This window comes from Verrucomicrobiota bacterium (assembly GCA_019247695.1).
GTDB lineage: Bacteria > Verrucomicrobiota > Verrucomicrobiia > Chthoniobacterales > JAFAMB01 > JAFBAP01.
On sequence record JAFBAP010000152.1, the window covers coordinates 45582 to 72062 of the forward strand.

The following is a 26481-nucleotide window of genomic DNA, read 5'->3' on the forward strand; positions in this document are numbered from 1 at the left end:
GGTAGAATTCCGGCGGGAGGAGCTGGGGAGGAAGACAAGATTATAGCTCCATGGCCGTCGAGATGGTATTATCCTGCAAGCAGTTTGCCGGCCCGGATCCAATGCGTATATGGGTCCGGTTTGGTCATTATGTGAAACGACATGAGAATGAAGGGGTCTTTTGCGATAAGGTATCCGCAAGCCGTCTGCGGATCTGAGCGATGCGAACAGCAGAAAAGACGCGGCGAATGCACATGATCTTGGACAGTATGAATTCCTAACCACGATCAGACGCCTTCGGACAGTTCGCCCTGGAGCTCGTCCTGGGAGTCTTTATCCCATCTGAAACCCGGAAAAGAGAATTCATCCTTAAACTGCCTCATCGAGTTTAGTACCGGTTGAAGGACGCCGCGCACGCCGTCGGCGTTATTTGCCTTTGCAAGTGCATCCTCCAGTGGTTGCGCCCAGATGAACCCCGGATCGGTGGCAAAATAGTTCGGCGCGTCTAGAGGTTTCCAAGCGCTTCCCCCGTTCAGACAAGCCCTTGCGGCCGATAGCATCTTCGTCCGTGTATCCTCCGGCGTCTGACCGTTCAAGCAAATGATCCCTCCGGCATACACAACGCCCCGCGCGGGGTATCCATGCCAAAACCCGAGATGGAATCCGAGTTTCCAGTCACCGTGGTGGCAGCGCAGGCCGTATAACCAGCCTGCAAGCAACGAGCGTATGCGCTGGTTCGGGCGCGTCAACATGCGGCCGCCGAGTTCCCGAAATCTATTCTGGATGTCTGAATTAAAGACGGCATCAAGCATTTGTACGCAGGAGCCAAAATTTACCAGTGCGTCAAGGTGCGGGCGCGTGATTTTCACAGGTGTGGCGATGTGATGTTCCCTGATAAAGCGGTACGTCTGGTCAGCGAGGTAGCTTTGGTTGGCTTGTAGAAAATCTTCAAGGATTTCGTAAAAGGATTCCCACCTCGTTTGAATGAACTGCGCTCTTCCGTCGGGCGGATCTATGTTCTCAAAATCGCGGGTGACGCAGATCAGCGTGGCGGTTACGCCGGGATCCTTGGCCATGCGGTTGGTTAGTTCGTTTTGATAATCGCGTAGTTGTTCGCGCTTAAGCGGGCAGTCGAGCTTCGATTCGATGACGATCAGGTGCACGCCCGCGTCATGTTGGATGCGGATCAAAATATCGTAGAACCCCGATCGATCCGGCGCTATCTCGGCGTGTTCCTGAACCGTGACCTCCAAACTACCGGCACGAGGGATGTCCTGCACCCGGATTTTGTCCAGCCACCGGTAAAGTAACTCAGGATGCGTCCTGAATGCTTCTGCCACCAATTCAGAAAAGAAGTTTTCCTCCGGCTTTGCCTCTTTCGAGCAATGCCGCCACAAGCGCGAAAATAAGCTGTTCACCTTTAAGTCTTGGATTGCCACCAGGAAGGACGAATACCGGCGCCGTTACACGCAACTGCCGCCCTTTGCCGCGCCGCACGCGGACCGGTCGCGAATGGCATTATCGGCCGTATCTGCTCGCGATTAAATCGAAGGTTCAGGGGCACGGGCACCTGCGCATGAATGACGGCATTGGCCGGTTTCCCCGGATAGGGTGGGCAGCGCCCGTCGATGATCTCAACGTTTACAGGTCGGGCGATCCGGACGGCCATTTATTGCCTATCTTCCATCGGTCCCGAGGCCTCGTCTGAAGTGTGCTGAAAATTACATAATCTCCACCAGGAAATGTAAATTCGCTGTTATCCTGATCTGAAATCTGCCTTGGCATCTTGCACGGGTCCTGGCATCCTGTTAGTCGAGCATCAGGAGTGGTCCGGGAAACCGGACACGGCAACCTGGCGGTGGAGACGCCAAGGTGCCTGCGAGGCCCTCAAGGGGACCTCGGATGTGACCCGCCCAAGCGGGTAAACAAACAAAAAGTCTCCAGTTGGTAATGCCAACCGCCCGCCTGATGCAGGCCGGCGGTTTTTTATTACCTGCGCTCCGGGTGCTCTCAAAGACTAACAAAAACCTATTTGAGAGAGACCTGAAAACCATGAGTTCCTTCAAACGTTATCCGGGCATTGACTATTCGTTTAGGCCTGCCTCCTATTGGGCGCCGCCCAGCGACCCCCTCAATGCGGCGTTGCGCAACGTCCAGGGCCGGAACCGCCGGGAAATGATCCGCGCCTATCACGCGGAGGGCCGGCTAGATCAGTTGGACCCGACGCTTCTGGCCGATGAACTTGGCGAAGAGGACCGTGACGGCCTCGGCCGGATCCATCCCACCTTCATGGGCGGGGAGTACCTGCCACGCTACCGGCGCCGTGAGGTTGAGATTGCCCGGATCGAACTGGCATCGACCACCGGTGACGTCATCAGCATTCGGGCCCGGCCTGCCGGTTCCCGGATCCTGTACCGCGTCAGTGACGAGTACGAGACTGAATACGAGTTGCCGCAGAAGGGTTCCCGCCGGCCCTTCTCCCTGAGCGAGTTCATCCGGTTCCTGGATGACGTTGAACAGGGAGGAGCCGACCCGGAATGGAGACGCTTGGGATTCGTTCTGTCCTTTAACCTGTGTAACCTCGACTGCGGCAGCGACCTGGAAGGGCTTCGAGATTTCACCCGGGTTGACTCCGACATTTACCCGGAACTCGGCTGCCATTATGGCCAGGTCTGCGAGGAGTGGTATCTCGGCGCGTGCGAAGCGCTCGCCCGCGATCGGGAAGAGGATGCCGGTTCCGGCGCGGAGCCCGCGTGACCGCCGTGACGCGGGCCTTTGCCTGGCCGTTACGACAGATATCATGTCACAATAGAGTTGCCGGGCATCACGCTCAACGTCGAACCGGCGTTATTCAAGCGGAAACTCAACGTCCATCGCACCCTGAAAAAGATTTCCCGAGTTTTGTCTGAACTCTTCCCCCCGCCATCAGAAAAACCCAAAGAGTAGATGATTGATCCGGGCCCTGTTTCACCCCAACGGTGGGCCGAGCCCGGTTGCGTCCCGGCCCCGCGAAGCTCTTGGCGAACACGTCAAAGCCGCCGATCACCGTTTGTGGGGCCACTCGGGGATTTGCTGGTCGTGGCTCAGGCGTATCCGCTGCAGCGTGACCCCGTCGTAAACCTCATCGGCGCCCGATAAGCCGGAGACGCCGGGCAAGGATGCCGCCGCCTCATTCAGGAACCGGTGTGCCACTACTTCGCTTGAATGGGCCAGGTATGCGTCCTCCCACCATTGCAGGATGGGATCCCGGGAAACGCGGAGCTGATCCGCTGATGGCACCCGGTCCGACTTGTCGCGCTGGTTCACCTTACGATCGGCCGGCAACAGGTTCCAGAGATCATCGCAGGGCCATGCCGACCAGGGAAAACAATGGTCGATGTCGAGGTTCTGCGGCGTTAGCCGTTTGCCGCTCCAGACGCAGAACAGCGGGGCCTCCTGGAGACGCTCCAAGGCGATCCTGCGCGCGAACTCCGTGTCGCGTTGCGGGTCCGACCATCGCATCGCCTGCGCGTACGTCTCTTCCGGGATTTGCCGGTCCTGCCCTGCCGCGTACCCCTTCATGATCCGGACCCATTCAGCAATCAATGCCGGTTCGATCCAGATGTTGAACCGGGTCAGCGCCTTCCAGATATTGGTGGGAACCCGCAGGTAACCGAAGCCGGACAGGTAATCGCCATCGAGCTCCAGACCGGTCACCAGGCGTGGCCGGCCCTTTCCGGGCGCCGTCACCCCGAACACCCGGCGGTGGTCCGGGTAGGATGTGTATTTAATTGGCATCACTTTAAGGTTGTCGACCACATTCTTGACGGCTTCATGGACCCATTTCGCGGTGGCGCCCTCAAACCGGGCGGCAACCCGCAAATCGAGGTGTGACACCCCCTGGATCTCCCGGTAAGCCCGTCTCACAAACCCGAGGCCTTCAAGGGGCTGCTCATGGCTCGGCATCTGGGGCAAGTTGGCCGCAAGCAACGGCTTGAACTGCCGCAACCAGTAAAGGCCGACTAACCCCAAAGGCACCTGCACGAACTCGTCCTCGTCCGCACGGACCAGCCCCAGCGAACTGTTCGCGATCCGGGCCAGTACCCGGAGCAGCGCCAGTTTGTATGTGGACGACTTGCTGTTCTCCAGGATGATGTGCCGCAACAGGGGTAAGGCGCCGGTGCCGTCGTCCGGTAGACGGATCAGGATCTGTTCCCAACTGACGCCCTCGCGATTCATCTGGTCCGGGGCTTTGCCGGCATGCGCGACATAGGCCCCGTGTTCCCGGGCGAGCTTCTCGAGTTCTTCAACTGAAACCGGAAACCTGATTTCCCGGTGTTCTTGCCCGGCGTCTGCTGTGATTGATGACCCCCGTTCCTCCCCGCGTTTCAACGTGATCGCGAGGGCGCCGGTCGGCTTCAGTAAGGTGACCAGCTTTCGGAAGGCGCGCTCGCGCTGGGCGGGCGGCACATGGTGCCAGACCGCGTTGACCATGATGAAATCGAAGGTGAGCCCGCTGCGGTGAAGTTCTTCCAAACCGGGCAACCGGTCGTTGATCCAGCGAATCCGGCCGCTCTGGGTGCGGCCTAACTGCTCTGCCTGGCGCCGCATCTCCACCGAGGGTTCGACCGCGACGACCTCGTAACCCTTACCGGCCAACCATACGGCGTCTCGCCCGGCGCCCGCGCCGACATCGGCGACCAACCCGCCCGCGGGTGGCAGGAACGGTTCCAGCCACGCATTCACCGCAGCCGGATTTAGCGTCTCATGGCGCTCAACGACTTCCCGGGCGTGGGTATCGTACCACGCCAACGCGTCTGCCGTGTTGAGCTCTTGTCCGTCCGCGCCCATTAGAGATGATAGATCAGGGCAAAGCGGCGCGCGTGCTCAAATCCCACCCCCTTTCCGACGACCATGGGCGTCATCGTTAACGGATATTCGCCTTGCGCTCAAGCTGGCTGCGGTTTCTCTGGCGGCCCCAGGTGCGGATCCCCCCTGGGCAAGAGTGCCGGAGTGCGCCAAGCGCCGGTGCCCCCGCTCACCCTCAAGCGCATCCACAGGTAACTTACGGAAAATGCCGGGATTTCCTTTGGACTGACAATTAGCCAGGCAAATCGATATCTTCGAGACAACGCAATGAGCATCAAGGAAATCCTCGACGAGCTGCCGAAACTCACGCCGCAAGAGCGTCAGGAACTTCGCGACTGGCTGAATGCCGATACGTTTCCCGAGACTGACGGGCTGATCGCCGCTGCCGATGAGGGGTTGAGTTCGGCCGCAACCGAACCGCGCCTGAGCATTGAGGAGGCGCGCGGGACGATCAGACGATGGGCTATGAAGTTAAAATAACGAGCCGGGCCGATCGGGATCTCGTCGAAATCCTTGATTACATCGCAAGCTGCGAAAACGACGCTGGCTGCCGGAAACGCCTAATACCATTCAGACAGTTATCTCGGTAGAATGTCGCCTCAGGGGATGTCGGCGCCGGAGGATCCTCCGTAGCCGGTCGAATCGGTTTTAGGCCCAACGGGCCGGGAGACAGACGGTTAGATGGCCTGAAGGGCCAAAGGAACCTAGCCCAGGGCTTTACCCCCTGGGTAACCGTCAAATCACGATCGAGCCCTCCTAAGGCGTCACGCCTGTACGCCCATCCCAACAAACGCCCGCCCCGCCGGAATGGATTTGCTGAAGGGGCGGCAGAACCCGCCAGCAAGCAACGCCTTCTGCCGGCCCGTTGGGCCGGGACCGTTTATACGGTCTGATAGGTGTAACGTTGGCAGGGCGCCTGGGAAGGAAGACAAGATTTTACCTCTATGGCATAGGAGCTCTTGGCCACTGATGGAAAAAGCTTCGGGCCGCACGCGCGTTGAGCCACCGCGGCCGCCAACGCGCCGGATCGGGTCGCTGACTTTGGGGGAAATCCGGGAGTGGCTGAGGCCGACAACGTGTCGACCACCCGACTTTACGACCGGCGCCGCTCCCGCCCTGAGGGCAGCCCCATGTTCCGCGTCGCCTGTTGAGAGCTAAATCTTTTTACGATTCTTGACCGTTTAGCGTACGCTTCGGAGCGGATTCTGCAATCACCCCCGGCCTGCCATGACGACCCCTGAACGTACCACCGCCGAGGTCTTTCCGCGCTATACGGGACGCGAGGTGCTCGCCGACAGCGCCACCCTGAAATGGCCGGGGCTGTTCGCCCGGCGCTACCATTTCCCTCGCGTGGTGAACGGCTTTCTCGTGCCGGCCACGGCCGAACCCCTGATCGTCTGCACCTTGAACGGCTCAGCCGAGTTTCAGGAACGGGACGTCGGCGGGGCCTGGCTGCCTCAGCACGTCCGGCGCAAAGATATCTTTGTGACGGGCTCCAAGACCCCATACGAGTTGCGCTGGCGCTCCCCGGTGGGAGCGGGACTGGACCTCATCCACCTCCACTTGGCCGTGGACCAGTGCCTGACCGCCTTCGAGATGATCCACCCAGGCAAGGCGGACGCCGTGGAGGTGACCGAGTTCTTCGGCCGGGATGAGACGCTGGCGCAGCTGAGTTTTGCCTGTGCCGAGATGCTGTCGGCCCGAACGGCGGGGAATGCAAAACGCGTCGCGGCCTTCGCCCGGTTGCTGGCGATTTACCTGGCCGAGCAATACGCCAACGTCGCCGTCGCGCCGCGGCCGGACCGGCGCGGCGGCTTGCCGATCGCCCGGCTCCATAAGATCGAGGACTATGTGCATGGGCACCTGGCCGAAAGCATCTGCATCAGGGCGCTGGCGGAGTTGGCTGGGCTGAGCCCGTTCCATTTCGCGCGCGTGTTCAAGCAGGCCACCGGCATGACGCCGCACCAATTCGTGACCCGCGAGCGCATGCTGCGGGCGCAACAATTGATTCGGGAAATCTCCCGCAGCCTCATTGAAATCGGACTCGAAGTCGGCTACATCAGCCCGAGCCATTTCGCGCAGGTCTTTCGGCGGGAGGTGGGCGTGGCGCCCACGCAGTTCCGCCGCGCCCTCTAGGGCAGGAGCACCACACGGCTTTTTCCCGCAAGAATCCGACAGGGGCCGCAGGATTCCGCGAGCGGCCGCTGCGTCAATGGCCGATGCTCAGGCCGAACCTTAAGTATGCAACCTCACCAGAACCATTCACTACCCTATGGCCACGAAAGCTCGATTCATTACGGGCGCTGCCGGGCGCGGTCGGCACCGGCCTACTGGTCGCCGCGGTCGCCGGAGGGCTGGGGGCTCTGCGCCCACACAACTCCTCCCCGGCTTCGTGGGGGGGGCTATCCGCCTGGCGGATGAGGTGAGCCTCCAAGAAGGCCTTCGAAGCAGAAAACAAGTAAGGAGAAACCGATGCAAAAGCGCAAACTTGGAAACCGCAACCTGGAAGTCTCGGCCCTCGGCCTTGGGTGCATGGGCTTGAGCTCTGGGTATGGGCCGGCCACCGAGAAACAGGCGGCCATTGCCTTGATCCGGTCGGCCGTCGAACGCGGCGTTACCTTTTTCGATACCGCGGAAGTCTACGGCCCATTCACCAATGAAGAACTGGTGGGCGACGCCGTCGCCCCCTTCCGTGGCCAAGTGGTCATCGCCACCAAGTTCGGCTGGAGGATCGATCCGGCTACCGGCGAACGGTTCGGGCTGGACAGCCGGCCCGAGCGCATCAAGCAGGTCGCCGAGGGCTCGCTCCAGCGGCTCCGGGTCGACGCCATCGACCTGTTTTACCAGCACCGGGTTGATCCGGAGGTGCCCATCGAAGAGGTGGCGGGGGCGGTCAAGGACCTGATCCAAGCCGGCAAGGTCAAGCACTTCGGCCTTTCGGAAGCCGGCGCGCAGACGATCCGTCGCGCGCACGCCGTCCATCCGGTCACGGCTATCCAGAGCGAATACTCGCTGTGGTGGCGAAAGCCGGAAGAGGAGGTGCTGCCGGCGCTCGAAGAACTCGGGATCGGCTTTGTGCCCTACAGCCCCCTGGGCAGGGGCTTCCTGACCGGCAAGATCAACGAAACCACCGGGTTCGACCCTGCCGACCTTCGCAGCCGCATCCCCCGGTTTACGCCGGAGGCTCGGGAAGCCAATCAGGCATTGGTGGATTTACTTGGCCGCATCGCGCAGCGCAAGAACGCGACGCCTGCTCAGGTTGCACTCGCCTGGTTGCTGGCCCAGAAGCCGTGGATCGTGCCGATCCCAGGCACCACCAAGCCGCATCGCCTCGAGGAGAACCTCGGCGCGGCCACCCTCGAGCTTACACCGGACGACCTGCGCGAGGTCGATGCTGCCGCCTCCAAGATCCCCGTGCAAGGGGCTCGGTACCCCGAAGAGCTGGAGCGAATGACCTACCGCTGAAGGGTCGCGTTGGACTACCTGGATCGGGGGGCGTGAACGTGTACTTCGGGGTCGACCCGAAGGCGGCGAAGAACCCGCTGGAACACCCCGCCGTTGTCCAAGTGGCAGCCAAACACGGCAAGACCCCGGCGCAGGTCATCCTCCGCTGGCATATCGATCAGGGGCTCTCGGCCATCCCCAAGTCGGTGCGGCCGGAACGCATCGCGGAAAACATCGACCTCTTCGATTTTGTTCTGAGCCAGGAGGAACTCGCGCCCATTGATGCGCTCGACACGGGCGTGCGCGCGGGTGCCAATCCTGAAACGGTCAACGCCGGAACGTGGCCCATCCGGATCGACGAGTAGTAAGCACGAAAGGACCCACCAATGACTGAATGGTCAAAAGACGAACTGCGCAAGATTGCCGAGGCCGATGACCTGCACATCGCACCCTTCCGCGAAGACGGTAAAACTTACGGCACCCTGACCTGGATTTGGTCGGTCGCGGTTGCTGATAGCCTCTATGTGCGCGCGTACCACGGGAAGGGCTCCCGATGGTATCAGGCGGCCTTGCGCCAGAAGGCGGGGCGGATCAGGGCCGCGGGCCTGACCAGGGACGTAACCTTCGAGCCGGTCGACGGGCCGATTAACGACCGCATCGACGAGGCCTACCGGGCGAAGTACGGCGACAGCTCCTACTTGAGCCCCATGATCGGCGCCCGCGCCCGCGCCGCCACCGTCAAGGTCATGCCGCGCGAGGAAGGCGGTTAGTCACTAACCAGATCGCGGGTGAATGGCGATCCCTTAAGGCAAGTGAACCATTAGGAGCAAAACAACGTGGCTACAAATCCGAATACCCCGGGTTATGCAGGCGATGATGCTGTTCACGGCGTCGCGCCGGCGCTCGGACCGTACACGCATGGTACACTTGAGGAGGTATGGAAACGACCTGGTCTATCGGCGCGAGATCGTGGCCTCATTACGGTCGCCGTTCTGATCGCGCGTAACCAGGCGTCTCAGTTGTCGTTCCACCTCGTCCGGGCGCTCGATAATGCAGCGGGCGGCTTCGGTCGAGCAAAACGTCGGGCCGGTCGCTCCGGGCATCGTGCAATACACCAGCGATCCCCTGTTTCGTGACCTGTGGTTGCGTCCGGCGCTCGCGCCTCGGGACCGCAGTCTCGTGACCCTCAGCGCGCTCATCGCCTCCGGCCAGGTCGCACAAATCCCGTATCACCTGAACCGGGCGATGGATAACGGCCTGACACAATCGGAAGCTTCGGAAGTGCTTACGCACCTGCTCTTCTACGCGGGTTGGCTGAACGTGATGTCCGCCGTGCCGGTCGCGAAGGAAGTCTTCGAGAAACGCTCCAAATGAAAAACGCGCTTTTACTTGGCGCAGCGTCGTTGTCAATCGGTATGACCACACTCGCGCTGTTCGGTAGCGAGGAGCGCGGCGTCAGTGATGGCGTTCGGGATCGGTTTATCGGGGCTTGGCGGCTGGCCTGGCTTGAAGAGGAAGGCGCGGACGGGAACGTTCACCGGGCTGACTGCACCGGGCTGCTCGTCTACACGCGCGACGGCCATATGTCGGTGCAGGTCATGACCGCGAAAGGCAGGCAGGAAATTCCGTTGTGCCAGTCCAATATGCGCAAGGCGGCTACAAAGCTTCCTATGGCACCTATGAGATCGACGAACGCGCTCACACCTTCAAGTATCACGTGGACGGCGGACTGGTGCGCACCCTGATAGGCAAGGACCTGACGCGCGTGTACGAGTTGTCAGGCGACCAGCTGATCGTGGAGTCGTCTAACCCGAATGAACACCGACGCGTTCGCCGGTCCGATCGACGGGGCGTCAAAGGCGTCCGGCGCAGCACAATCCTTCGTGCGAATCCGGCAACGCGGGCGCGGACGGCTACATGGGCCGCCTGGTCGCGTTGCCTGCGGCTCGCGACGTATCGCCGCCCGTTCTTTCCTCCTCCCTTGGCCTACTCGCGCCAGGCCGAATTAAGGATGATGCTGCAAAAGTTGGCCCGTCTGAATGTTGGATCCAGCAACGCGAGCACGTCGTCGTTCATCGTGCCGAAGGTGGTCTCGGGCTTGTGGCCGAACCCGTCGTAAAAGGCTTGGATGAGCTTTTCCTTGAAGGCCTCCCCGCGCGGATGGGCCTTGAGTACCGCCTCCCGCTGGGCGTCAGGCACCTCATGGTAGCCGATCCCGAGGACGTCCAAATCGACCCCGGCGGTCACCAGCGCCACTTCGGGCTTTTTGTGCCGGGGGGATCCGGAGAATCGATGTTTCCCGAGCATACTTTTTCACACGTATTTGAGAGACCGTAGCTAAATGGTATAAGTCCCTGGCTGCTCTCGATCATCCCTTCGGGATCGCCCCTGCGGGGCAAAGACAGCTCAACCGACGTGAAAACCGGTGTAGCGAGTAAGTGTAAGACGTCCGAAACAGCCGCCGGCACACTGCCCTTTCTTGTTCGTCGCGTGGCGTGTAAATGACCATCACCTCCGGCGGTACCACGCCAAAGCTTGAGGAGAAATGGGGTTCGGCCCACCCGCGAACGATGGCCCAATGGGCGCAACTCAACGGTAATGTAAGATAGATCGTCGGTGCGTCGAACAGAACCCGCCCAAACTCCCTGCCGGTGATGAAGATAGATCGATCATCGGTGGCCAGGTCTTCGTTTACCCGGAGGGACACCAGGTTCTCGCTGCCAACCGGCCAGGGGCTTGTCTCGACGCCCGGCCACGTTGTCACCTCGCCAACGAGCTCACGTAACAGGCGCTCGTCACCATTGTCGCTGGACTGGATGTGGAAGGGGCCACGAATCGTGGCAGGTCGCCTACCCCTCCTGGTGGGAAGGGTGAGGGGGTCAATGGGTAGGCAGGTCTCATTCCGTAAGTTGTCCATAACTTTCTGTGGGCTGCATCGGGCCCGGGATCGGAGGTTGCGAGCGCGCTTCGTTCATCCAAAGTGACTCGGGACAAATCCTATCACCGGCTGACGAGCGGTTGTATGCGCCGGAAGCGCTGATTTTTATGGCTCGGTAGACCTACTGCGGGGCCGTACCACACGGCGAGGGGAGTTGCTTCCGCGGTCGTCAGGTCCGTGGCGGCCAGTCAGGGGCCATACCGGCAGGCGCGAACGCCGGAAGGAAACGCGACGTGCCGCTCGAGCCGGCATCGCTTCTTCAGCGGCGCAACGAAATCACAACCCCGCCGAGCCGTGCGTCCTTTTCCATGTGACGGTGCGCCGCGGCGTATTGCTCCAGTCCGACAAAGACCCGATCGATCTTGGGCGAAAAGCGGCCCGCCGCCAAGGCGTTCGAAATAGAGTGCTTCGCACGCTCGACGGCTTCGGCCCTTGCCGGAAGGCCCAGTCTTGGATGGCCCGTAAAATCGAACACCCGGAAACTGGGGTGCACTTTGAGCCCCCGTAAGGCGCACGCGCCCAGGGGTAACGGCGTTCCGCTGTCCATGGCGCCCAGCTGGCCGTAGACGATGACCCAGCCGAAGCGTTTGGTTGCCCAGATGAGCTCTTCGAGACCGGGCCCGCCCACCGCGTCGTAAATCACTTCGGCCCCAAGCCCCTCAGTGCGTTCGAAAATGGCGTCAAGGATATCCTCACGGCCGGCGATGAGGACTTCATCTGCTCCAGCGGCGAGCAGTCCTTCTCGTTTTCCCTCCGAACGCGTCACGGCGATGCTTTTAGCCCCGATGGCATGGATCGTTCGGAGGGCGGCAACGCCCATCGAAGAGCTGGCCGCGGTTACGACCACGTGTTGGCCCCTTTGGAGGGCGGCGAGTTCCACCAGCGCAAAGTAAGCCGTGAACAGCCCGGTATTGGCAGCCGCCGCCTGTTCCGGGCTGAGGTTTTGCGGGTAGGCCAGCAGTGCGCCCTCCGGGTAGAGGATGGCCTCGCCGTGCGCCGTGTAGTCCAGGAGCGATACGGCGGGAAAGGTTGACACCTGGTCGCCCACCTTAAGGTATTTGACCTCGGGGCCCACCGCCTCAACCACCCCGGCAGCCTCGTAGCCGATTTGTGCAGGAAACACCGGCCCTTCGCAGTAAGCGCCCTGGCGCCAGAGCAGATCGATCCGGCTCAAAGCCAGGGCCTGCGCCCGGATGAGCACCTCGCTTCCGGCCGGCTTGGGCCGGCGAACGTCCTCGATCCTCAGTACCTCCGGGCCGCCCGTTTTATAGAAGCGGATCACTTTGGCGGTTTCGCCCGTGTCGGGTTGGGCCGTTGGCACTTGAGGGCAGTTTACCCCGCTCGAACGCTTGCAGCGATGAGCCGAACCGGTCGTTTTTGTTAGTTCTAAAGGGCTATTCTGCCCGCACTCGACGGGTCGCTACCGTGCGTGACGGCGCAGGGCGTTTCATTTGGCGCCGGTGCCTGCTGCTCACTTGATGGGCCCTTTGACGAGCCCTTACACCAGTGCGGCACGCGCTGAAGACGCCTCGTCAGGCTGCATCATAGCGAGGTGTGCTTTTTGCTTTTCTGCGCCGTGCGCACCAATTCGCCTTTTGCTGGCTGATCAGGCAAAGACGGGTATAAGGTGCGGGGTATGCGTCAGACGAACTCCAGGTCGATCTCCGGGGGGTGCGCCTTACCGCCAGGCAGAACGGTTGACGGGGGTGCGAGAGTCAAAGGCGCCGGGCCGAGAGGCCGGCGCCTTGAGGGCGCCGACCTCTTTGCCCCGTGATCTCTGCTCGAACGCCGTTCAACGGTTCTCCATGGCGTAAGGCGCAGCCATCGGAGACAAACCTGGAGTTGGTCTGACGCATACGCTCGAGGCCCGGAGCGGTTTCCCGAGGCAGAGACCGGGGGGCATGAATTTTTCGCTCTGTTCCCTGGGAAATCCCGGAAAAATACGCGGCATTAAGCGTTCCGCGTGGGCCTGAATTGTGACTGCAGGACAGGAAGAATTACTAACGATTGTGAAAGATTCCTAAAGATTAGGAAGGATTCCTAAAAAAACTTTGAGCTTGTCCGTACGATGTGCGTACAAGTGATTATTAACCGTTATTAACCGTTGTTAACCGTTGTTAACCGACGGTGACTCGGATCAAAAGGGCCAGCATGAACGCCACAAAATCGAGAAAAGAAGACCGCATCGAGCTGCGCGCCACGGCCGCGCAGAAGCGGATTTTGCAGGAGGCCGCAGATGCAACGCATGCGGATTTGAGCCAGTTCGTCTTGCGGGCCTCGCTGACGGAGGCGGAAATCATCCTCTCCAGCCGGTCCCTGTTCGTCCTCGATGACGATAAGTGGAACCGGCTTACGGAGATGTTGGATACCCCGGCCGCCGCGCCGAACGCCGCCCTGAAAGAGCTTTTGACGGAGCCGAGCGCCCTGGAACGCTGACCCTGCCTTATGTACGGGTCGCCGGTCCCGATCGGGAATTTTCACGTTGTCGAATCTTTCGACTGCGGTAAAGAGCCGCTCGACGTCTTTCTCAAAAAATACGCGAGCCAAAACGAGGTACGCTTCTTGAGCCGCACGTTCGTGATCGCGGGCCGAGACAACCGCGTGGTGGGCTACTACACCTTAGCTGCGGCGGGGGTGGCGCATGAAGAGGCCCCCCTTGAGCTCAAAAAGCGGCTCCCCAAATACCCCATCCCGATGATCCTCCTGGCCCGTTTGGCGATCGACAGAAACGTTCAGGGGCAAGGGCTGGGCGCCGCACTCTTAAAGGACGCGTTCCGAAAGGCGGCTGCGGTCAGCGAGATCGTGGGCGCCCGGGCTTTGCTCGTTCATGCCAAAGACGAAGAGGCCAAGGCTTGGTACAAGAAATACGGTTTTGTCGCAAGCCCCACCGACCCGCTGCACCTGTTCTTGCCGATGGAAACGATCAAGGGAATTCTCCCGCCCTGACGATCGTCGGCGCGCACTCTGCGACCAGGCGCTCGGCGCGGTCCGGCCGGGGCGTTTCGCCACCCTTGCCAGCGCTGGCTGAAGCGTTGTTGCCCTTTTAAAGCGGCCTCAAAACCGGCTCTGCGCACCGATCCGGCCGGGGATTGCTTCACTTCTTTCATGCCTTTCATAAAAAAGTGCCCAAAGATGAGCGACTCCGCCTGCACCCGCGTTTCGGTATGGCTGCCGGGGCTGACCCGTCAGGACCGTCTATTCCTGTGGTGGCTGGCGTACCGGTGCCCGGAATGCCCGATCGACCTCGCCACCCTGTCGGCGGCCTGCCAGACATGCCGTACCCGTACCCGCGGGCGCTCGAGCTCGTGACGCAGTACCCGCAAGCCTGGGCACGCATGCTCGAGAAACGCCGTGCCCGCATCCTGAAGCTGGCCGACCCGCACACCACGGCATGCCGGGTTTCTGGCGCGCTGATTGCCGATCTGAAATGCCGACCCCTGCGGAGGTACCGGAAGGTGCGTCAAACCGGGCTGCTGTGACGGGCCGAAAAAACCTCACGCACGCGAAGCGATCACGGGAAACTCAGCCGCGTTTCGAGACCTGAAAGGGAAAAAACGTGCAAGCAATGTGCAAGCAGGCTGAAGGGCTGTAAGGGGGTGTTTCATAAGTGCCTCAGGCTGAGGCGTGCACCCGGCATGATTCGAACATGCAACCTTCTGATCCGTAGTCTTTAGGTGCCGGTGACCCGGCCTGAGGCGACGTGACCCGATATGACCACTAAAGTGGCTGATGGACAATGGGTTACCACCAGTCCAGAGTTTCGCCGATCGGGTCATAACCGGTCATAAACCCGCAGACATGAACCAAAAAAGTGTCCAAGCATCGGGTTTGCTTGGACACTTTCCCAAAACACTTTTCCAAAACTGACGTCCGGTATTGGCGGTGAGCGATTTTCGCCAGAGGCACATGCGCGGGAGTAAGGTTCTACTCATGAAAATTGGTCCGTGAAATTCGGAGCACGATAGAACGGTACGCGAGGGCCTTTCGCGCCGAACAAGCGAAATGATCAGCCAAAGATTCGGCGTTTTCACCGCACGCGTATTCCGTTTCCGGAGACTCGCGTCGCAGCCGACCGCTCGCGAATCATCATGACTCGTGTGCCCGCTTCGCCTCCGTTTCGGGCCCTTGTGTGCTCCGCTGGCGCAACCGGCCAGCGAGTGCAGAGGGTCCTGAACGATTCCTGATCAGGCGGCAACTCGGAACCGTGCTATCTTTGGAACGCCCGCCATGAATTTTGCAGAATATTTTGAGCGTGATCCCGCGATCTGCGGCGGAGAACCGGTCCTCAAAGGGACGTGCGTCACCTTACGGACCGTCTTGGCCAGCCTCGCGGAGGGTAGCTCTTTCGAACAGATCCTGGAGGACTATCCCTCCCTTACCCCAGATCAACTGCGGGCAGCGGTGGCTTTTGCGGCGGCCTCCGCCAAAAAAGACTTGCCGGCCCAAGTGACGCCAGCCCTCGGGTGAAGATGAAACTCGACGAGAATATCCCCGTCTCTCTGGTGCGGGTTCTCGCGGGGCTCGGGCACGATGTACAGACCGTCCACGCGGAAGGCTTGGTGGGGCGAAAGGACCAGGAGATTTGGAGCCGCTGCCAGGCCGAAGGCCGACTGCTCATCACGCAGGATTTGGATTTCTCTGACGCGCGGCGGTTCCAGCCCGGGACCCACGCCGGGCTCGTGCTGGTTCGCTTGCAGCAGCCGGGGCGAAGCGGGTTGATAAATGTCCTATCCTGGGTTTTCCGAGCCTATGACGTGGAGGGCTGGAGAGGCTGCTTTGTGATCGTATCTGACACGAAGGTTCGGGTGCGGCGGAGTTGAGGGGTCCCGGCGGCCAGCGGCAAAGGCAACGAGACCTGGACCTGCGTCAAGATCCTAAGGCGGTCGACAAACGCTTGGGGTCCTGATTATTTTTTGGGCTCGGAAGGCAGCCGGTAACGCGGCTCGCCGCATTACCGCCGGGTCGATGGGGTGAAAAACCGTGCTTGCGTGATCTGCACATCATCATCAAAGACATCCCGGGATAATTGGCCCGAGGGACGATTACGGAAGCGATCGTTGTCGATTTTCCCGAATTGACCAAGCAAGGCGCGCTGGTTTGTCGGACCCGCCACGCGGCGGATTAAGAAAAGCAATCCATTGCCACATGAGCCTCAACGACTTGCCGCTGCGCAATCGGCCCCTCTCAGGTTCTGTCGCGGGCATCCGAAGACGTTCCGCCCTCAGAGAAAAGGTCCTGGTCATTTCCTGGCGGTCCACACAGTTGGTAGCCCAGTTGGCGATAGGTAGCCAAGCGTTTGCGATGCATCGACACGGTTAAGGGATTGTCGGTCTCGACATAATCGTAGATGCGGACATCCGTCTTGCCGGAAGAGCGCCTATGCAATCGTCCTGCGTATTGGATGAGCCGTCCGGTAAAGGAGATCGGCATGGCAAGCACAAGGGTGTTTAACTCCGGGAGGTCAAACCCCCCTCCGAGGAAGGAGGAGGTGGCAAAGAGGACGAACGGTTTACCCTCGCCGGCCAATCGGTGAAGTTCTTGGAACAGCGCCCGGCGTTGCTTTTTCCCCACGGACCCATCGATCCGAAAAAGCGCGTCGCCAACGTCGCCGAGACGTTCGCGGGTGAGGCTCTGCAGGCATTGGAGATGGTCCTTTCGGTCGCTTAACACCGCGCAGAACCGCTTCTCGCCAATCGCACTGGCCACGTCCGCCACGATGCTTCGGTTGCGTTCCGGCGAATTGACAAGCCCCTGCCAGACCAGATGAATCGGCGCTCGCTGCTCCGGCAACCCCAGCACAAGCTGGCGGACAATCAGGGTGCGCGCCACCGCATCGTCATGGTCCATTTCGATCCGGTGACGGATCGGTCCGCACTGAAGATAGAGAATCTTTTGGAGCCCGTCCTTGCGAACGGGCGTGGCCGTCAACCCGAGGGTAAACCGGGCAGGGCACTCCTTGAGAGTGGCTTCAAAAGAGGCGGCGGGCACATGGTGGCATTCGTCGATGATGAGGTGGCTGTAATCAGCAAACAGTGCTGCAGCGGAGTCGGCTCTGGCCACCGCCTGCAGCATCCCGAGAGCGAGCGGCGCGCCGGTGTGGCGGGATGATTGAAGAATGTGAATGGCGGATTTCTCAAGGCCCAGGAATGCTTGAAGCTGGGCTCGCCATTGCTCCAGCAGCGGCCTTCGGTGCACCAGAATCAAAGTCGATACCGCTCGGGCCGCGATGGCGGCGCATGCAATGACGGTTTTTCCGGACCCGGGGGGTGCCACCAGCACGCCGTCCTCGTGCTCAAGCAAGGCGTTAAGCGCGACGCGTTGAGCTTCGGTCAGCTTGCCGGTGAACGAAAATGGGACGGCGTTTGCCGGCGGACGCTCATCGGACATGGCGAGGGTGCCGCCGGCCTTGAAGGAGTGATCGGATTTGAGCGAGCGTGCCACGTGGCAGGATGAGGTGACCCGGCCGGGTGGCTCCGCAGAAGATAAAGCGCGGCGTGTTGTAGGTCGGGAACCGCAGCCGTTGCTTCTCATAAAAAATGGGATTGGCGAAGGTGGCTAACCGTCGCAGCGAGGCGATGAGACAAGCCGGCAGACTTTCGGTTTTGACTTCGATGTTCGCCGTGCGTCGTGCGGTAACGACGCCGTTGAAGATGCCATCCGGGACAGAAGCGGGAATGACGTCCAGGGCCTTCTCGTCGTACCGCAGCGAGAAGCTGTCCGGTGGGTGATCGAAGCTGGCATCGTCACTTAGCGGGCCGATGCAATCGAGCACGCTGCGCAGTTCGTCCGGAGAAACCTTGCGGACTTGGCTGAGGTAACGCCACTGGTCCGGGATCGGTGAAAGCCTCTCGTCGAGAAACACCGTGTTGCCGTGTTCTCGGGGCAGTTTCTGCAAGGGTAACGCAATCAGGTTTCCAAACCCGCCTTCGGGCAGCGTATCTTGGTTGGGGAAAAATCGATCATAGGTGCTCAGCTTGATGCCGGGATGGGAGCAGGAAGCCTTGGCCGTGATGAGGGTGGCTAGCCGGCTAGCCAGCGACGCAGCCACAGGCGATGTGAAGAAAATCCAGGCATGGGCGCCTTGGCCGGACCGTGAACGCTCGATACTGGCTTCGACGCCGAGCGCCGCGGCAGCATCTCGGTAAGCGGCCACGTCAGCCTCCCAACCCTCCCCGTCGAAATCCGCTGCCAGGAACGTGCAGGTGTTATCTTCCCGGATCGCGTAGGTCCCAATGGTATGACGGCCGGTAAGGTGGGCGATAACGGCCGCTTCATCGAGCGCAGGGAAATTCTGATGAGGACACTCGGAACATTTGATGCGGGGTTTTTCACAAACCCCGCGCACCCATTCATTGCGGCACACCGGGGCGTAACCTTTCTTGCCAGAAGCCGGATTTTCCCAAAGCCGTGGATACACCGACTCACGGGCTCGAAACAGCGCGAGGAAAAGCGCTGCTTTCTCATGGGGCGTCGATGGCGCAGCTGCGGGAACGGATGGAGGAGGGGTAACGTGCGACTGGTTGCGCAATGCGGCGAGCTGCTCAAGGAGCAACCGTTTTCGCGTGTCCAGGTCCCGAAGCTCCTCCTCGATCGCCTGGATGTGACGCGCCAATGGCGGCGGATTCAGGTGGCTCTGCCCGGCTAACGCCATGTTCAGCGATCCCAGTGGGACCTTATCAATTAGCACGCGCGTTCAACGATGCACAGCCCTCAGAAGCCAAGCGGCTGCGAAGGAAGAACAAAGGCGGTTTCGTGCGGTCGGGCCGCAACCGAAGCAGCGGTTGACCGGACTTCAACAAGACGATGGCGTGAATGTCAATAGCCTTCTCGCTATGAGCGCTCCCAAGCCCTCAGGAATTCTTCTCGCGAGATACCGGTCTGGGTCAGGGCGGTTCGTAACGTCGAGCCCTTGATGGTACGGTGATGGGGAAGGGTGAGCGGTGTGCGGCTCCCATCGGCTTCGAGCCGACTAAGCGCGACGTGATTGCCACGACGTACGACTTCGAAACCGAGCGCGGCCAGCGTGCGCAACACCCGCTCAAGAGGAGCGTCTACTGGGAACTTGGCCATACCCTCGCAGAGGGCCGCAATCAACCAGGGACGGCCACTTCGGTGACGAACGCTTCGAGGATTGGGCCATCCTCAGCCGGGGCAAGCGATTCTGGCCCGAACGTCTCGACATGAAACGCGATGGCGGAGCGCACGTCTGCCAGCGCCGCTTCGTAAGTATCGCCTTGGCCGAGGATCGCCCCGCGCCCGAGCCCTAAAGGGTAGGCCACAAAGCCATCGGGGTGTTTCTCGATCACCAGCTTCAGGTGTGACGGCATACAGCCGATTTTCGAGGAATCGGGGTTTAGAAGCAAGCCGCCGGTGGGTTTGCCTTGCGGGCGCTTGCGCAAGAGAAGGGCCGGCCAGCCCTGCCCGAGCAAGCTTACGGCAAAAAATCGCGGGATCCGTGAAGGGAAGAGGGTTACCGAATTCCTTTGTTTATCGACGTTTTTCACCAAAGTCGACGTGGCGTTCACCGGCCCCGGTACAACCGCGTTGCCAAGGCTGGACCAATACGTGGGGTGTCCTTGTCAGACCGCGGGAAGGCCGATTTTCTCAGGGAAACAAGCGTATCAAAGGACTTCAAGCTTAAGGAGCATAAGCTGGCACTGGGAGCATAAGCTGGCACTGAGCCGTCGAATAGCGCTTGTAGATCCCCCGGTAGTTATCCCTTGAAAATTAGCCGGAGACAAACCGACCCGACGCGCCGCAGTCACACGGACCGGGGCCACTGAGGACCCCTCCCTTCCATTGGCCCATCCTCATATTTGTCCACATCAGCACGGCCCGACCATAGGAAATTCAAAAACGACTTATTCTGAAACCGGCACGTCTGCGCGATGGCAAGCATGCGAAGGTAACGGCGGGCCCCCTGCTCCGAAAAGGCACCGGAAATCTTGCGTTGTACCGCCAAGTGACGTAGCGCCCGCTCCGCGGCGTTGTTGTTCCAGGGAATCCCATCATCGTCCAAAAAACAGAAAAGCGAGTTTCGGTACCGCTCGAATCGTTTCTGGTATTTGGCGGTGAGTTCGTGATACCCAGAACCCTCGCCAATCCGCTGCTTATAAAAACGCTCCACCTGCTTCTGGTGCTTTCGCAAATGGATCGCCTTCAAGCCGAAGCGCTGGACGTCTTCAAGCATTGGGCCAAGCAGGTCACGCACGGCAGACACGAACTGCTCATACTCGACGTCAAACGGGTTCTTCCATAGGTCATCGTTCAGATCCCTTATAAGATGGACGAGGCATTTTTGTTGCCGCCAGGGTAAACTGTCGTACCCGCAGTAAAAGTCGGAAACCAGGGTGCCGCTAAACCCTGCGAGCAGTTGTTTCAGGAAGTCGGTTTCTCGAGTTTCCGTAAGACGGAAAATCACGCGGCTTCCATCCGTTATGACCCACACAAACTGATGAACGCCAAGGATGCTCATTTTGGTTTCGTCCACGTGGATCACTGGGCTCTGAAGGAGTTGACGAAGCAACAACGCCTCTGCCGGCGCGTATCGATCTGAACACTGATTCACCAGGGTTTCGATGACCCCTGGCTCGATGCGTTCGTGAAAAAAATCTTGGGTCGCCTTTGCGATGAGTCGGTAGGACAAGCGGAGGGCTACCCGCTGATACGCCGCCCAGGCCTGCAACCCGCGACCATAGATCTGATTGCGTGAGCGCTCGAGGGCGGGTGGCAAATACGCTTTGTGACACAGGGGGCAATAGGCTCTTCTTCCGACGTACCGCATGACAACTTTTCTGAACCCGCTTTTGGTCAGTACGAGATCGAGCAGGGATCGCGTGGCGACCCGTTTTGATGGCCTCAAAGCCTGCGCGGGATGCTCGGGGCATTTTCGCTTGCGTGGAACCGAAACCAAACGCCCTTTGGCTTTGGATAGCTTGCCTTTTCTGGATATGCGCCGTCCGATTTGCCTTGAACGGACGCGCGTGCCGGTTTGTGCATCACGGAACCGCAGTTTTTTCTGTGAGTAGTTCCAGTGAGCGGATCTTAACAATCCTTCGAAAGCCCGATGCAATTCGGCTCCGCACTCGGTAGCAGTCTGTTTTGGCGCATCAGCAAAATCCACATCGGTGCGAGTTTTCGATTCATGCACGAGCGTTGTAAGGTGGTCCGCCAGCACGCTCAAGGCAGTGCAGTCATCTTCGTTGTAGGCGATTAATTGATCTTTCAGGGCCGGCAGGTGCTCGTGCTCCCAGCGGTATCGCTGGACGATGGCCTGAAGGCCAGAAGCATCGGGAACTCGCCACCGAGCCCCAAGGGTAGAAGCGATGTCCTTGAGCCCATTGGAGTAGGTAGGAAAGTAAACGCGGGCAAAGATAATGGACACCAGATTGACGGCTGCGTTGATGGCTTTGGCCGACGCCGAGCTTTTGGGCGGTCCACCGTATCGTTCACGCATCCGGGATAGAAACGTAGATTCGTAGTGGCCGTAATGTATCAGGACCGGGTCTGGAATTCCTGACAGAATCTGCAGAAAATCGGTCCAGATTTTCTTTTCTGCATCCGCATCGTCAGCCCAGAGGCTATGCTGGACGAACCCTTGAGCCGTTTTGAAACGAACGCCGATCAGGTAATAGAAATCGCGGTCCGGTAGCCCCTCGACATCCAGATAAACCGGTGTGTTTTGAATGCTCAGCTCGGGAGTTTCGACAATGTAAATTTTGCCCTCCCGAATCGCGAGGGCCTTAAGGGCATGACTGTACTTCGGACGCTTGTCAAACAGCCGTTTCGATCTTCGCCGTGGCCGGAACGTGTAAGAGAGTTGGGTTATGCTAAAGATACCTTTTCTGTGCAATTTTGCCCGTTCTTTCTCTGTCATGCTGGGCAGCAAACTGAGCTCCTCTTTCTCAGTGGCCGCCTGCCGACACCTGGTTCGATACTCGCACTCGATACAATGATGATTGAGAATCAGCTCCGGTGGCGAATGACGGGAAAGCGTGGCGGAAATCTCCTCGGAAAGCATTTTTACCTCGTTCGCCAATGCGGAGGTTTTAACTGTCAGCGAGGATCGGCTGTCATTATACATGAGCTTGCCGAAGCAGATCTCACGGCCGATGAGCTTCGAGAGTACAAATCCATCGAACGCCACCAACAATCTATCAAGGCGAGTAACTTTGCTCGTACGGGCAAACCGAACAGGGACGAACTGCGTGGGCTGGCCACGACCTTTTGACGGGACACGCTCGAGCGCGTGCAGGCTGGATTCAACCTCGTGGCTGCGAAGAACGCATCTGAATGCAATTCGCCATTTGGCCGTCTTAAGGTCAGTCGTGATGGGCCATCCAACGATGCATTCCCCTGTCGCAGTTGCTGCCATGAGGCGGTTGCGACCCTCGCGTTGGCAGGATTCGTTCTGAGTCTGGATCCAGTCGGCGTAAGCATTTCCGGACCCGACTTCGCCGAGGGATCGCAAATAGCATTTGGTACGGCAATGGAAAAAGGCTTCGAAGAGTTCGGCAGTGATTATCATGAGGTCACAAAAGCGACGCGGCGAGCGGGCGCAATCTGTCATCGCGCTGGAGTGCGATCGAGGGGTTCTTGGCTCTGGCCCTGAAGGTTTTCGAGACTGGTTACCTTTATAACCTCGTTCTTCCAGCATCAACACGCGGGGTAGAGAGAGCGGGTAAACCGCGAGTGTAGAAGGCTTCCGGATACCTTCGGGTCAATCGCGTGCTTCCTGATGACCCTTGAGCCAGGGTTCCACCTTTAATCGCTTGACCCGTTTGGGCTAACTTCGAGCAATCCGTACCAGTCCCGGCAATTTGGGTGTAGCGACTCCTTTCCGAGCGGCTACCCGAGTCCTGTCGAAGTGTGATGTTCGTAAGTCAGCCTTGGTCTCCGAGCCCGCTGACGCAATCCGTCCGGACCAGGTGATCGCTTTTTGGATTGGTGCCGGGACACCTCCGCCATCTTGCGTCATCGCAGGAGGGAATGGCCCGTTGCCCCAAATATTGGGGTTCAGAAGCAAGGGGTCGCCACAGAAGGAATGCGCGCCGATTGGATGAACTTGCCTCGGGACACCGCCGGTTGGATATTGCATGCAGGTGGCCGATTCATCACCCCAAATCGCCTACAATGGCGAACTGCAGCCGCTGGCGGAGCTTCTGGCGGGAGTAAAACGACCCGGGGATTTTTACGTCAGCGGTTCCCTGGTGGCACCCCTGCCGCGGCTGGACATAAAGGGCGTCGGTACCATTTCGTTTCCGCTGCCCGAAGCACAGGCACGAGAAGTCATTGGGCAGGCCGAGCGGGCGCCCTACGGCAAAGGCGAGCAGACCTTGGTCGATCCTGCGGTTCGAAAGGTCTGGCAGGTGGCGCCAAGCAAAATTCGGCTCAGCGGAACGGCGTGGCCGGCAACCTTTGAAACCATCCTGGCGCGAGTCACCCAAGGCCTGGGCTGCCAGCAAGCGCCCGTCACTGCCGAACTCTATAAGCTGCTGTTATACGATACGGGCGGCTTCTTCGTTTCGCACCGGGATACCGAAAAGACCCAGGGCATGTTTGGCACGCTGGTGGTCGTTTTGCCGTCGCTGCACCGCGGCGGCGAACTGGTGGTGCGCCATGCCGGACGAGAGGTCTCGCTGGAGTTGGCGACTCAAGATGTTTCGCAACTGAACTACGCGGCCTTCTATGCCGATTGCGAGCACGAGGTTCGTCCTGTCACGGGGGGTAACCGGTTGTGCCTGATCTACAACCTCATCCAGCGGCGCGGGGGTAGCAGGCGATCCAAAGCCTTGGCTGCGCCGGACTATGACGCCGAGATTGCCGCCGCGGCCAAACTGCTTGCGGACTGGACAAAGGGCCCCGAGACGGCGCCGAAACTCGTTTACTTGCTGGAGCACCAATACAGCCCGGCCGGGTTGTCGTTTTCGGGTTTGAAGAACGCCGACGCGGCCCGGGGCAGGGTCCTGGTTCAGGCGGCTCAACGCGCCGGCTGGGCGGTTCATCTGGGCATTGTCCATATCGAAGAAACGGGGCCCGCCGAGCTGACTGGCTACGACCCCTACTATGACCGGTCCGGGTGGGGCCGGGGCTACGACGAGGACGAAGGGGAAGAAGACGAGGCAGCCGAAGACGACTTCGAGGTGGTCGAGATCAGTGACTCCCGGCAATACCTCAGCAACTGGGTGGACTTGCAGGATCGGGCGGTGGATTTTGGAAAAATTCCGCTCGGGGCGGGTGAACTGTTTCCTGAAGGGGCGCTAGACGACGAAAAGCCCGACGAACAACGCGTCATGGAGGCCACCGGCAATGAGGGGGCGAGCTTCGAGCGGGCCTATCGTCGGGCAGCCCTCGTCCTCTGGGACAAGAAGCGATACGCCCAAGTTTTGCTGCAGGCGGGAGCGAGCGCGGCCCTCCCCTACCTGAGGCAACGCATCCAGGAATGGTCTAGCCGACCCGAAAGCTCTTCGGAGCGCTCCCGATCGTGGTCACAGGTGGCGTCCCTGGCACGACGCATCATCGATGCGTGGGCCGCCGGCCCGCATTCTTATCGAAGCTATCTGCGCGATAAAAAGCAGGCGGGCAAACGCGTCGAAATGCTCGAGCTTCTGGACGGCACACGAGATGCCGACCTGATCGGGCGTTTCATCGAGAAGGTGGTGGTGCCTCAATACGACGGGGGCGAAAACGCGCAGTTGGTGGCCTGCAGCCGGTTGTTGGAACCGCCAAAGGCAGCTGAGCTCTTCTCCGCGCTCGTGCAGACACACATGCCTCGATTGCACGGCGCCTGCGTGGACCTGCTGAGCCGGTTGGTGAGCAACCAGGGCCGCAAGCCTGCGCCGGGCCTGCTCGCGGCAAACCGGAAGATCGCGGGCTCGACGGTGAAGGCGCTCTCGAAGATTAACCTTCGTAAGGAGGCATCCCCACACGCGGAACGGGAGGAGGACGAGGACTGGGAGGATGATGATGAATGGGGGGACGAGGAAGTGGAGGGGCAGGAAGAGCTCAAACCCGTTGAGGCAAATTCAGTCGCCACCCTTTTTGACGCGCTCCGGCAACTGGAAGCGCCGAAGCTCGGTGACGCCGCCGCCGCGAGCCTGATGGCCGATCCGGAGACCTATGCGCCGGACACGGTGCTGGTGCCGGCGCTTTCCCGTCTACACCAGCAGCACGGCGCCAAAGCCGCCGATGCGGCTTTCTGGCGCTTATGGAAGCATGCGGCGGAATTTCTCCTGGCGCGCAGTGAGTTTCCACCCCGGGAGCCCACCGATTGGGCTCAGCCGGTTAACCTGGCTTGCCGCTGTGCCGACTGCCGCGAATTGCAAGCCTTCGCAGAAGATCCCGTACGCCAGGTTCACCGACTTCGCGTCCGCAAAGATCGCCGCCGGCACCTGCATCGGGTCATTGACCATTACAAATTGGACATGACGCACCAGACCGAGCGCGTTGGATCGCCCCAGACCCTGGTGTGCACCAAGACGAGGTGGACCTACGAAAAACGTCGCCAACAGTATGCGCAGGACATCCGGCATTTCAAAACGCTTGCGGCGATAGCGGAAAAGTTCCCGAAGAAACACCAACGTCTGCTGGATCGAATGCGTCAAGCCATCGGCCGGGCGGGCCGCTGAGCTCAGATGGTCGGGAAGGAAGAAACCGTCAACGCCACGCACGCTGCGACGTTCGACGTGCGATTGCCTGGCGACTTCGTCGGCGAGGCGTCCTTTATCGACTTCCAGCAACGCCAAAATGCGCCGTAAAAGGCCGGCACCCCGGGCTGGGCCCGAGCTACCTCACGTTCGGCCTTGCGCAGTGGTCAGGCGCCATGCTCTCGTCGGCGACGCCCACCCCCGGAACCGCCGGCTGCACCACTTAGCGAGCTTGCATTAGCATGTCTTTAATCCTGAGGGAGGCTTCGTCGGGGCTCCAACCTGCTATGTCCATCGTTATGTGCGCCCTTTGGTAGGTAGGTCGGAAGTAGGTGATGTCGCGCTTTATTTGCCTCAGATAGAGGCGTCTCTCCCGTTCCGTCAAGTTTCTTTGAATTTGGCGAGAGTCGATGTCGTAAAAGGTAAGTCTTTTGGCGATGTTCTCCGGCGTATCCTGCAGCACAACAACGATAGATTCGGCCCACGTCTGTCCGGTTACGAGGAGTTTAATGATCGATTAGCGCCTTAACGACAGGAGCTTGCGATTGAAAAAGGATGTGAGCGACTTGGAGCCTGATCCCTTATTCTCGAGGCGTGTTCTCGGGAAAAACGATTTTTGCTCAAATT

The 26481-nt window shown here is 60.1% G+C and carries 23 protein-coding genes, 1 pseudogene and 1 riboswitch; of the genes and pseudogenes, 16 read left to right on the forward strand and 8 right to left on the reverse strand.

Annotated elements, in window-relative coordinates:
* Positions 1-266 precede the first annotated feature (266 nt).
* Positions 267-1397, reverse strand: coding sequence for a hypothetical protein (locus JO015_17555; GenBank protein MBW0000905.1), 1131 nt, complete (start codon positions 1395-1397; stop codon positions 267-269).
* A 393-nt stretch (positions 1398-1790) separates the two neighbouring features.
* Positions 1791-1918, forward strand: a riboswitch (SAM riboswitch).
* A gap of 113 nt (positions 1919-2031) precedes the next feature.
* Between JO015_17555 and JO015_17560 the strand changes: the two genes are divergently transcribed.
* The gene (locus JO015_17560) at positions 2032-2736 is read left to right on the forward strand and encodes a hypothetical protein (GenBank protein ID MBW0000906.1); all 705 of its coding nucleotides are present in this window, start codon (positions 2032-2034) and stop codon (positions 2734-2736) included.
* A gap of 285 nt (positions 2737-3021) precedes the next feature.
* Here JO015_17560 and JO015_17565 read toward each other — a convergent pair whose 3' ends face one another.
* Positions 3022-4809 carry a methyltransferase domain-containing protein gene (locus JO015_17565; GenBank protein ID MBW0000907.1) on the reverse strand — a complete coding sequence of 596 codons (1788 nt, stop codon included), beginning with the start codon at positions 4807-4809 and terminating at the stop codon, positions 3022-3024.
* Positions 4810-5094: 285 nt separating this feature from the next.
* Here JO015_17565 and JO015_17570 point away from each other — a divergent pair, with 285 nt between their 5' ends.
* The 9 genes and pseudogenes from JO015_17570 to JO015_17610 all read left to right on the forward strand — a co-directional run bounded on the left by JO015_17570 (position 5095) and on the right by JO015_17610 (position 10608).
* The gene (locus JO015_17570) at positions 5095-5307 is read left to right on the forward strand and encodes a hypothetical protein (protein MBW0000908.1); all 213 of its coding nucleotides are present in this window, start codon (positions 5095-5097) and stop codon (positions 5305-5307) included.
* Between the two features lie 747 nt (positions 5308-6054).
* Positions 6055-6963: a helix-turn-helix transcriptional regulator gene (locus JO015_17575; protein MBW0000909.1), complete on the forward strand. Its 909-nt coding sequence runs from the start codon at positions 6055-6057 to the stop codon at positions 6961-6963.
* Between the two features lie 336 nt (positions 6964-7299).
* Positions 7300-8292 (forward strand): aldo/keto reductase, encoded by a 993-nt coding sequence (locus JO015_17580; protein ID MBW0000910.1) that lies wholly within the window; start codon positions 7300-7302, stop codon positions 8290-8292.
* Entirely contained in the window at positions 8289-8636 is a 348-nt protein-coding gene (locus JO015_17585) for an aldo/keto reductase (protein ID MBW0000911.1), read from the forward strand. Before JO015_17580 ends, JO015_17585 begins: the two co-directional genes overlap by 4 nt.
* 21 nt (positions 8637-8657) lie before the next feature.
* Entirely contained in the window at positions 8658-9041 is a 384-nt protein-coding gene (locus tag JO015_17590) for a DUF2255 family protein (GenBank protein MBW0000912.1), read from the forward strand.
* A gap of 66 nt (positions 9042-9107) precedes the next feature.
* Positions 9108-9645: pseudogene (locus tag JO015_17595) on the forward strand (carboxymuconolactone decarboxylase family protein).
* A gap of 41 nt (positions 9646-9686) precedes the next feature.
* Positions 9687-10016 carry a lipocalin-like domain-containing protein gene (locus JO015_17600; protein MBW0000913.1) on the forward strand — a complete coding sequence of 110 codons (330 nt, stop codon included), beginning with the start codon at positions 9687-9689 and terminating at the stop codon, positions 10014-10016.
* Positions 9902-10390, forward strand: a complete 489-nt coding sequence (locus JO015_17605) for a lipocalin-like domain-containing protein (protein ID MBW0000914.1) — start codon at positions 9902-9904, stop codon at positions 10388-10390. The genes JO015_17600 and JO015_17605 overlap by 115 nt, the downstream gene beginning before the upstream one ends.
* Positions 10372-10608 carry a hypothetical protein gene (locus JO015_17610; protein ID MBW0000915.1) on the forward strand — a complete coding sequence of 79 codons (237 nt, stop codon included), beginning with the start codon at positions 10372-10374 and terminating at the stop codon, positions 10606-10608. The genes JO015_17605 and JO015_17610 overlap by 19 nt, the downstream gene beginning before the upstream one ends.
* A gap of 860 nt (positions 10609-11468) precedes the next feature.
* Here JO015_17610 and JO015_17615 read toward each other — a convergent pair.
* Entirely contained in the window at positions 11469-12530 is a 1062-nt protein-coding gene (locus JO015_17615; protein MBW0000916.1) for a zinc-dependent alcohol dehydrogenase family protein, read from the reverse strand.
* Positions 12531-13360: 830 nt separating this feature from the next.
* Between JO015_17615 and JO015_17620 the strand changes: the two genes are divergently transcribed.
* The 5 genes from JO015_17620 (at position 13361) to JO015_17640 (ending at position 16029) form a co-directional block, all read left to right on the forward strand.
* Positions 13361-13645: a DUF1778 domain-containing protein gene (locus JO015_17620; GenBank protein ID MBW0000917.1), complete on the forward strand. Its 285-nt coding sequence runs from the start codon at positions 13361-13363 to the stop codon at positions 13643-13645.
* 9 nt (positions 13646-13654) lie between these two features.
* A complete protein-coding gene (locus tag JO015_17625; GenBank protein MBW0000918.1) occupies positions 13655-14155 on the forward strand; it encodes a GNAT family N-acetyltransferase in 501 nt (166 codons plus the stop codon).
* Positions 14156-14439: 284 nt separating this feature from the next.
* Positions 14440-14688 (forward strand): hypothetical protein, encoded by a 249-nt coding sequence (locus tag JO015_17630; protein MBW0000919.1) that lies wholly within the window; start codon positions 14440-14442, stop codon positions 14686-14688.
* Between the two features lie 748 nt (positions 14689-15436).
* The gene (locus JO015_17635) at positions 15437-15676 is read left to right on the forward strand and encodes a DUF433 domain-containing protein (protein ID MBW0000920.1); all 240 of its coding nucleotides are present in this window, start codon (positions 15437-15439) and stop codon (positions 15674-15676) included.
* Between the two features lie 2 nt (positions 15677-15678).
* Positions 15679-16029: a DUF5615 family PIN-like protein gene (locus JO015_17640; GenBank protein MBW0000921.1), complete on the forward strand. Its 351-nt coding sequence runs from the start codon at positions 15679-15681 to the stop codon at positions 16027-16029.
* Between the two features lie 364 nt (positions 16030-16393).
* Here JO015_17640 and JO015_17645 read toward each other — a convergent pair whose 3' ends face one another.
* From JO015_17645 to JO015_17665, 5 genes are all read right to left on the reverse strand, one after another.
* Complete coding sequence (locus JO015_17645) at positions 16394-17596, reverse strand: DEAD/DEAH box helicase family protein (GenBank protein MBW0000922.1); 1203 nt, start codon at positions 17594-17596, stop codon at positions 16394-16396.
* On the reverse strand, positions 17586-18896 hold the full coding sequence (locus tag JO015_17650) for a hypothetical protein (GenBank protein ID MBW0000923.1): 1311 nt from the start codon (positions 18894-18896) through the stop codon (positions 17586-17588). Before JO015_17650 ends, JO015_17645 begins: the two co-directional genes overlap by 11 nt.
* A gap of 143 nt (positions 18897-19039) precedes the next feature.
* Positions 19040-19279, reverse strand: coding sequence for a type II toxin-antitoxin system HicA family toxin (locus JO015_17655; GenBank protein MBW0000924.1), 240 nt, complete (start codon positions 19277-19279; stop codon positions 19040-19042).
* Positions 19280-19299: 20 nt separating this feature from the next.
* Complete coding sequence (locus JO015_17660; protein ID MBW0000925.1) at positions 19300-19536, reverse strand: type II toxin-antitoxin system HicB family antitoxin; 237 nt, start codon at positions 19534-19536, stop codon at positions 19300-19302.
* 434 nt (positions 19537-19970) lie between these two features.
* On the reverse strand, positions 19971-22868 hold the full coding sequence (locus tag JO015_17665) for an IS66 family transposase (protein MBW0000926.1): 2898 nt from the start codon (positions 22866-22868) through the stop codon (positions 19971-19973).
* A 442-nt stretch (positions 22869-23310) separates the two neighbouring features.
* Between JO015_17665 and JO015_17670 the strand changes: the two genes are divergently transcribed.
* Positions 23311-25836, forward strand: coding sequence for a 2OG-Fe(II) oxygenase (locus tag JO015_17670; protein ID MBW0000927.1), 2526 nt, complete (start codon positions 23311-23313; stop codon positions 25834-25836).
* Positions 25837-26481: the final 645 nt, after the last annotated feature.

What these genes read in the sequence shown, in the direction of transcription:
- JO015_17590 (MBW0000912.1), top strand. Translation starts at nt 8,658, where the DNA reads ATGACTGAATGGTCAAAAGACGAACTGCGCAAGATTGCCGAGGCCGAT.
- JO015_17575 (MBW0000909.1), top strand. Translation starts at nt 6,055, where the DNA reads ATGACGACCCCTGAACGTACCACCGCCGAGGTCTTTCCGCGCTATACG.
- JO015_17600 (MBW0000913.1), top strand. Translation starts at nt 9,687, where the DNA reads ATGACCACACTCGCGCTGTTCGGTAGCGAGGAGCGCGGCGTCAGTGAT.
- JO015_17560 (MBW0000906.1), top strand. Translation starts at nt 2,032, where the DNA reads ATGAGTTCCTTCAAACGTTATCCGGGCATTGACTATTCGTTTAGGCCT.
- JO015_17635 (MBW0000920.1), top strand. Translation starts at nt 15,437, where the DNA reads ATGAATTTTGCAGAATATTTTGAGCGTGATCCCGCGATCTGCGGCGGA.
- JO015_17570 (MBW0000908.1), top strand. Translation starts at nt 5,095, where the DNA reads ATGAGCATCAAGGAAATCCTCGACGAGCTGCCGAAACTCACGCCGCAA.
- JO015_17620 (MBW0000917.1), top strand. Translation starts at nt 13,361, where the DNA reads ATGAACGCCACAAAATCGAGAAAAGAAGACCGCATCGAGCTGCGCGCC.
- JO015_17655 (MBW0000924.1), bottom strand. Translation starts at nt 19,279, where the DNA reads ATGGCCAAGTTCCCAGTAGACGCTCCTCTTGAGCGGGTGTTGCGCACG.
- JO015_17625 (MBW0000918.1), top strand. Translation starts at nt 13,655, where the DNA reads ATGTACGGGTCGCCGGTCCCGATCGGGAATTTTCACGTTGTCGAATCT.
- JO015_17645 (MBW0000922.1), bottom strand. Translation starts at nt 17,596, where the DNA reads ATGTCCGATGAGCGTCCGCCGGCAAACGCCGTCCCATTTTCGTTCACC.
- JO015_17630 (MBW0000919.1), top strand. Translation starts at nt 14,440, where the DNA reads ATGCCCGATCGACCTCGCCACCCTGTCGGCGGCCTGCCAGACATGCCG.
- JO015_17565 (MBW0000907.1), bottom strand. Translation starts at nt 4,809, where the DNA reads ATGGGCGCGGACGGACAAGAGCTCAACACGGCAGACGCGTTGGCGTGG.
- JO015_17640 (MBW0000921.1), top strand. Translation starts at nt 15,679, where the DNA reads ATGAAACTCGACGAGAATATCCCCGTCTCTCTGGTGCGGGTTCTCGCG.
- JO015_17660 (MBW0000925.1), bottom strand. Translation starts at nt 19,536, where the DNA reads ATGCCGTCACACCTGAAGCTGGTGATCGAGAAACACCCCGATGGCTTT.
- JO015_17580 (MBW0000910.1), top strand. Translation starts at nt 7,300, where the DNA reads ATGCAAAAGCGCAAACTTGGAAACCGCAACCTGGAAGTCTCGGCCCTC.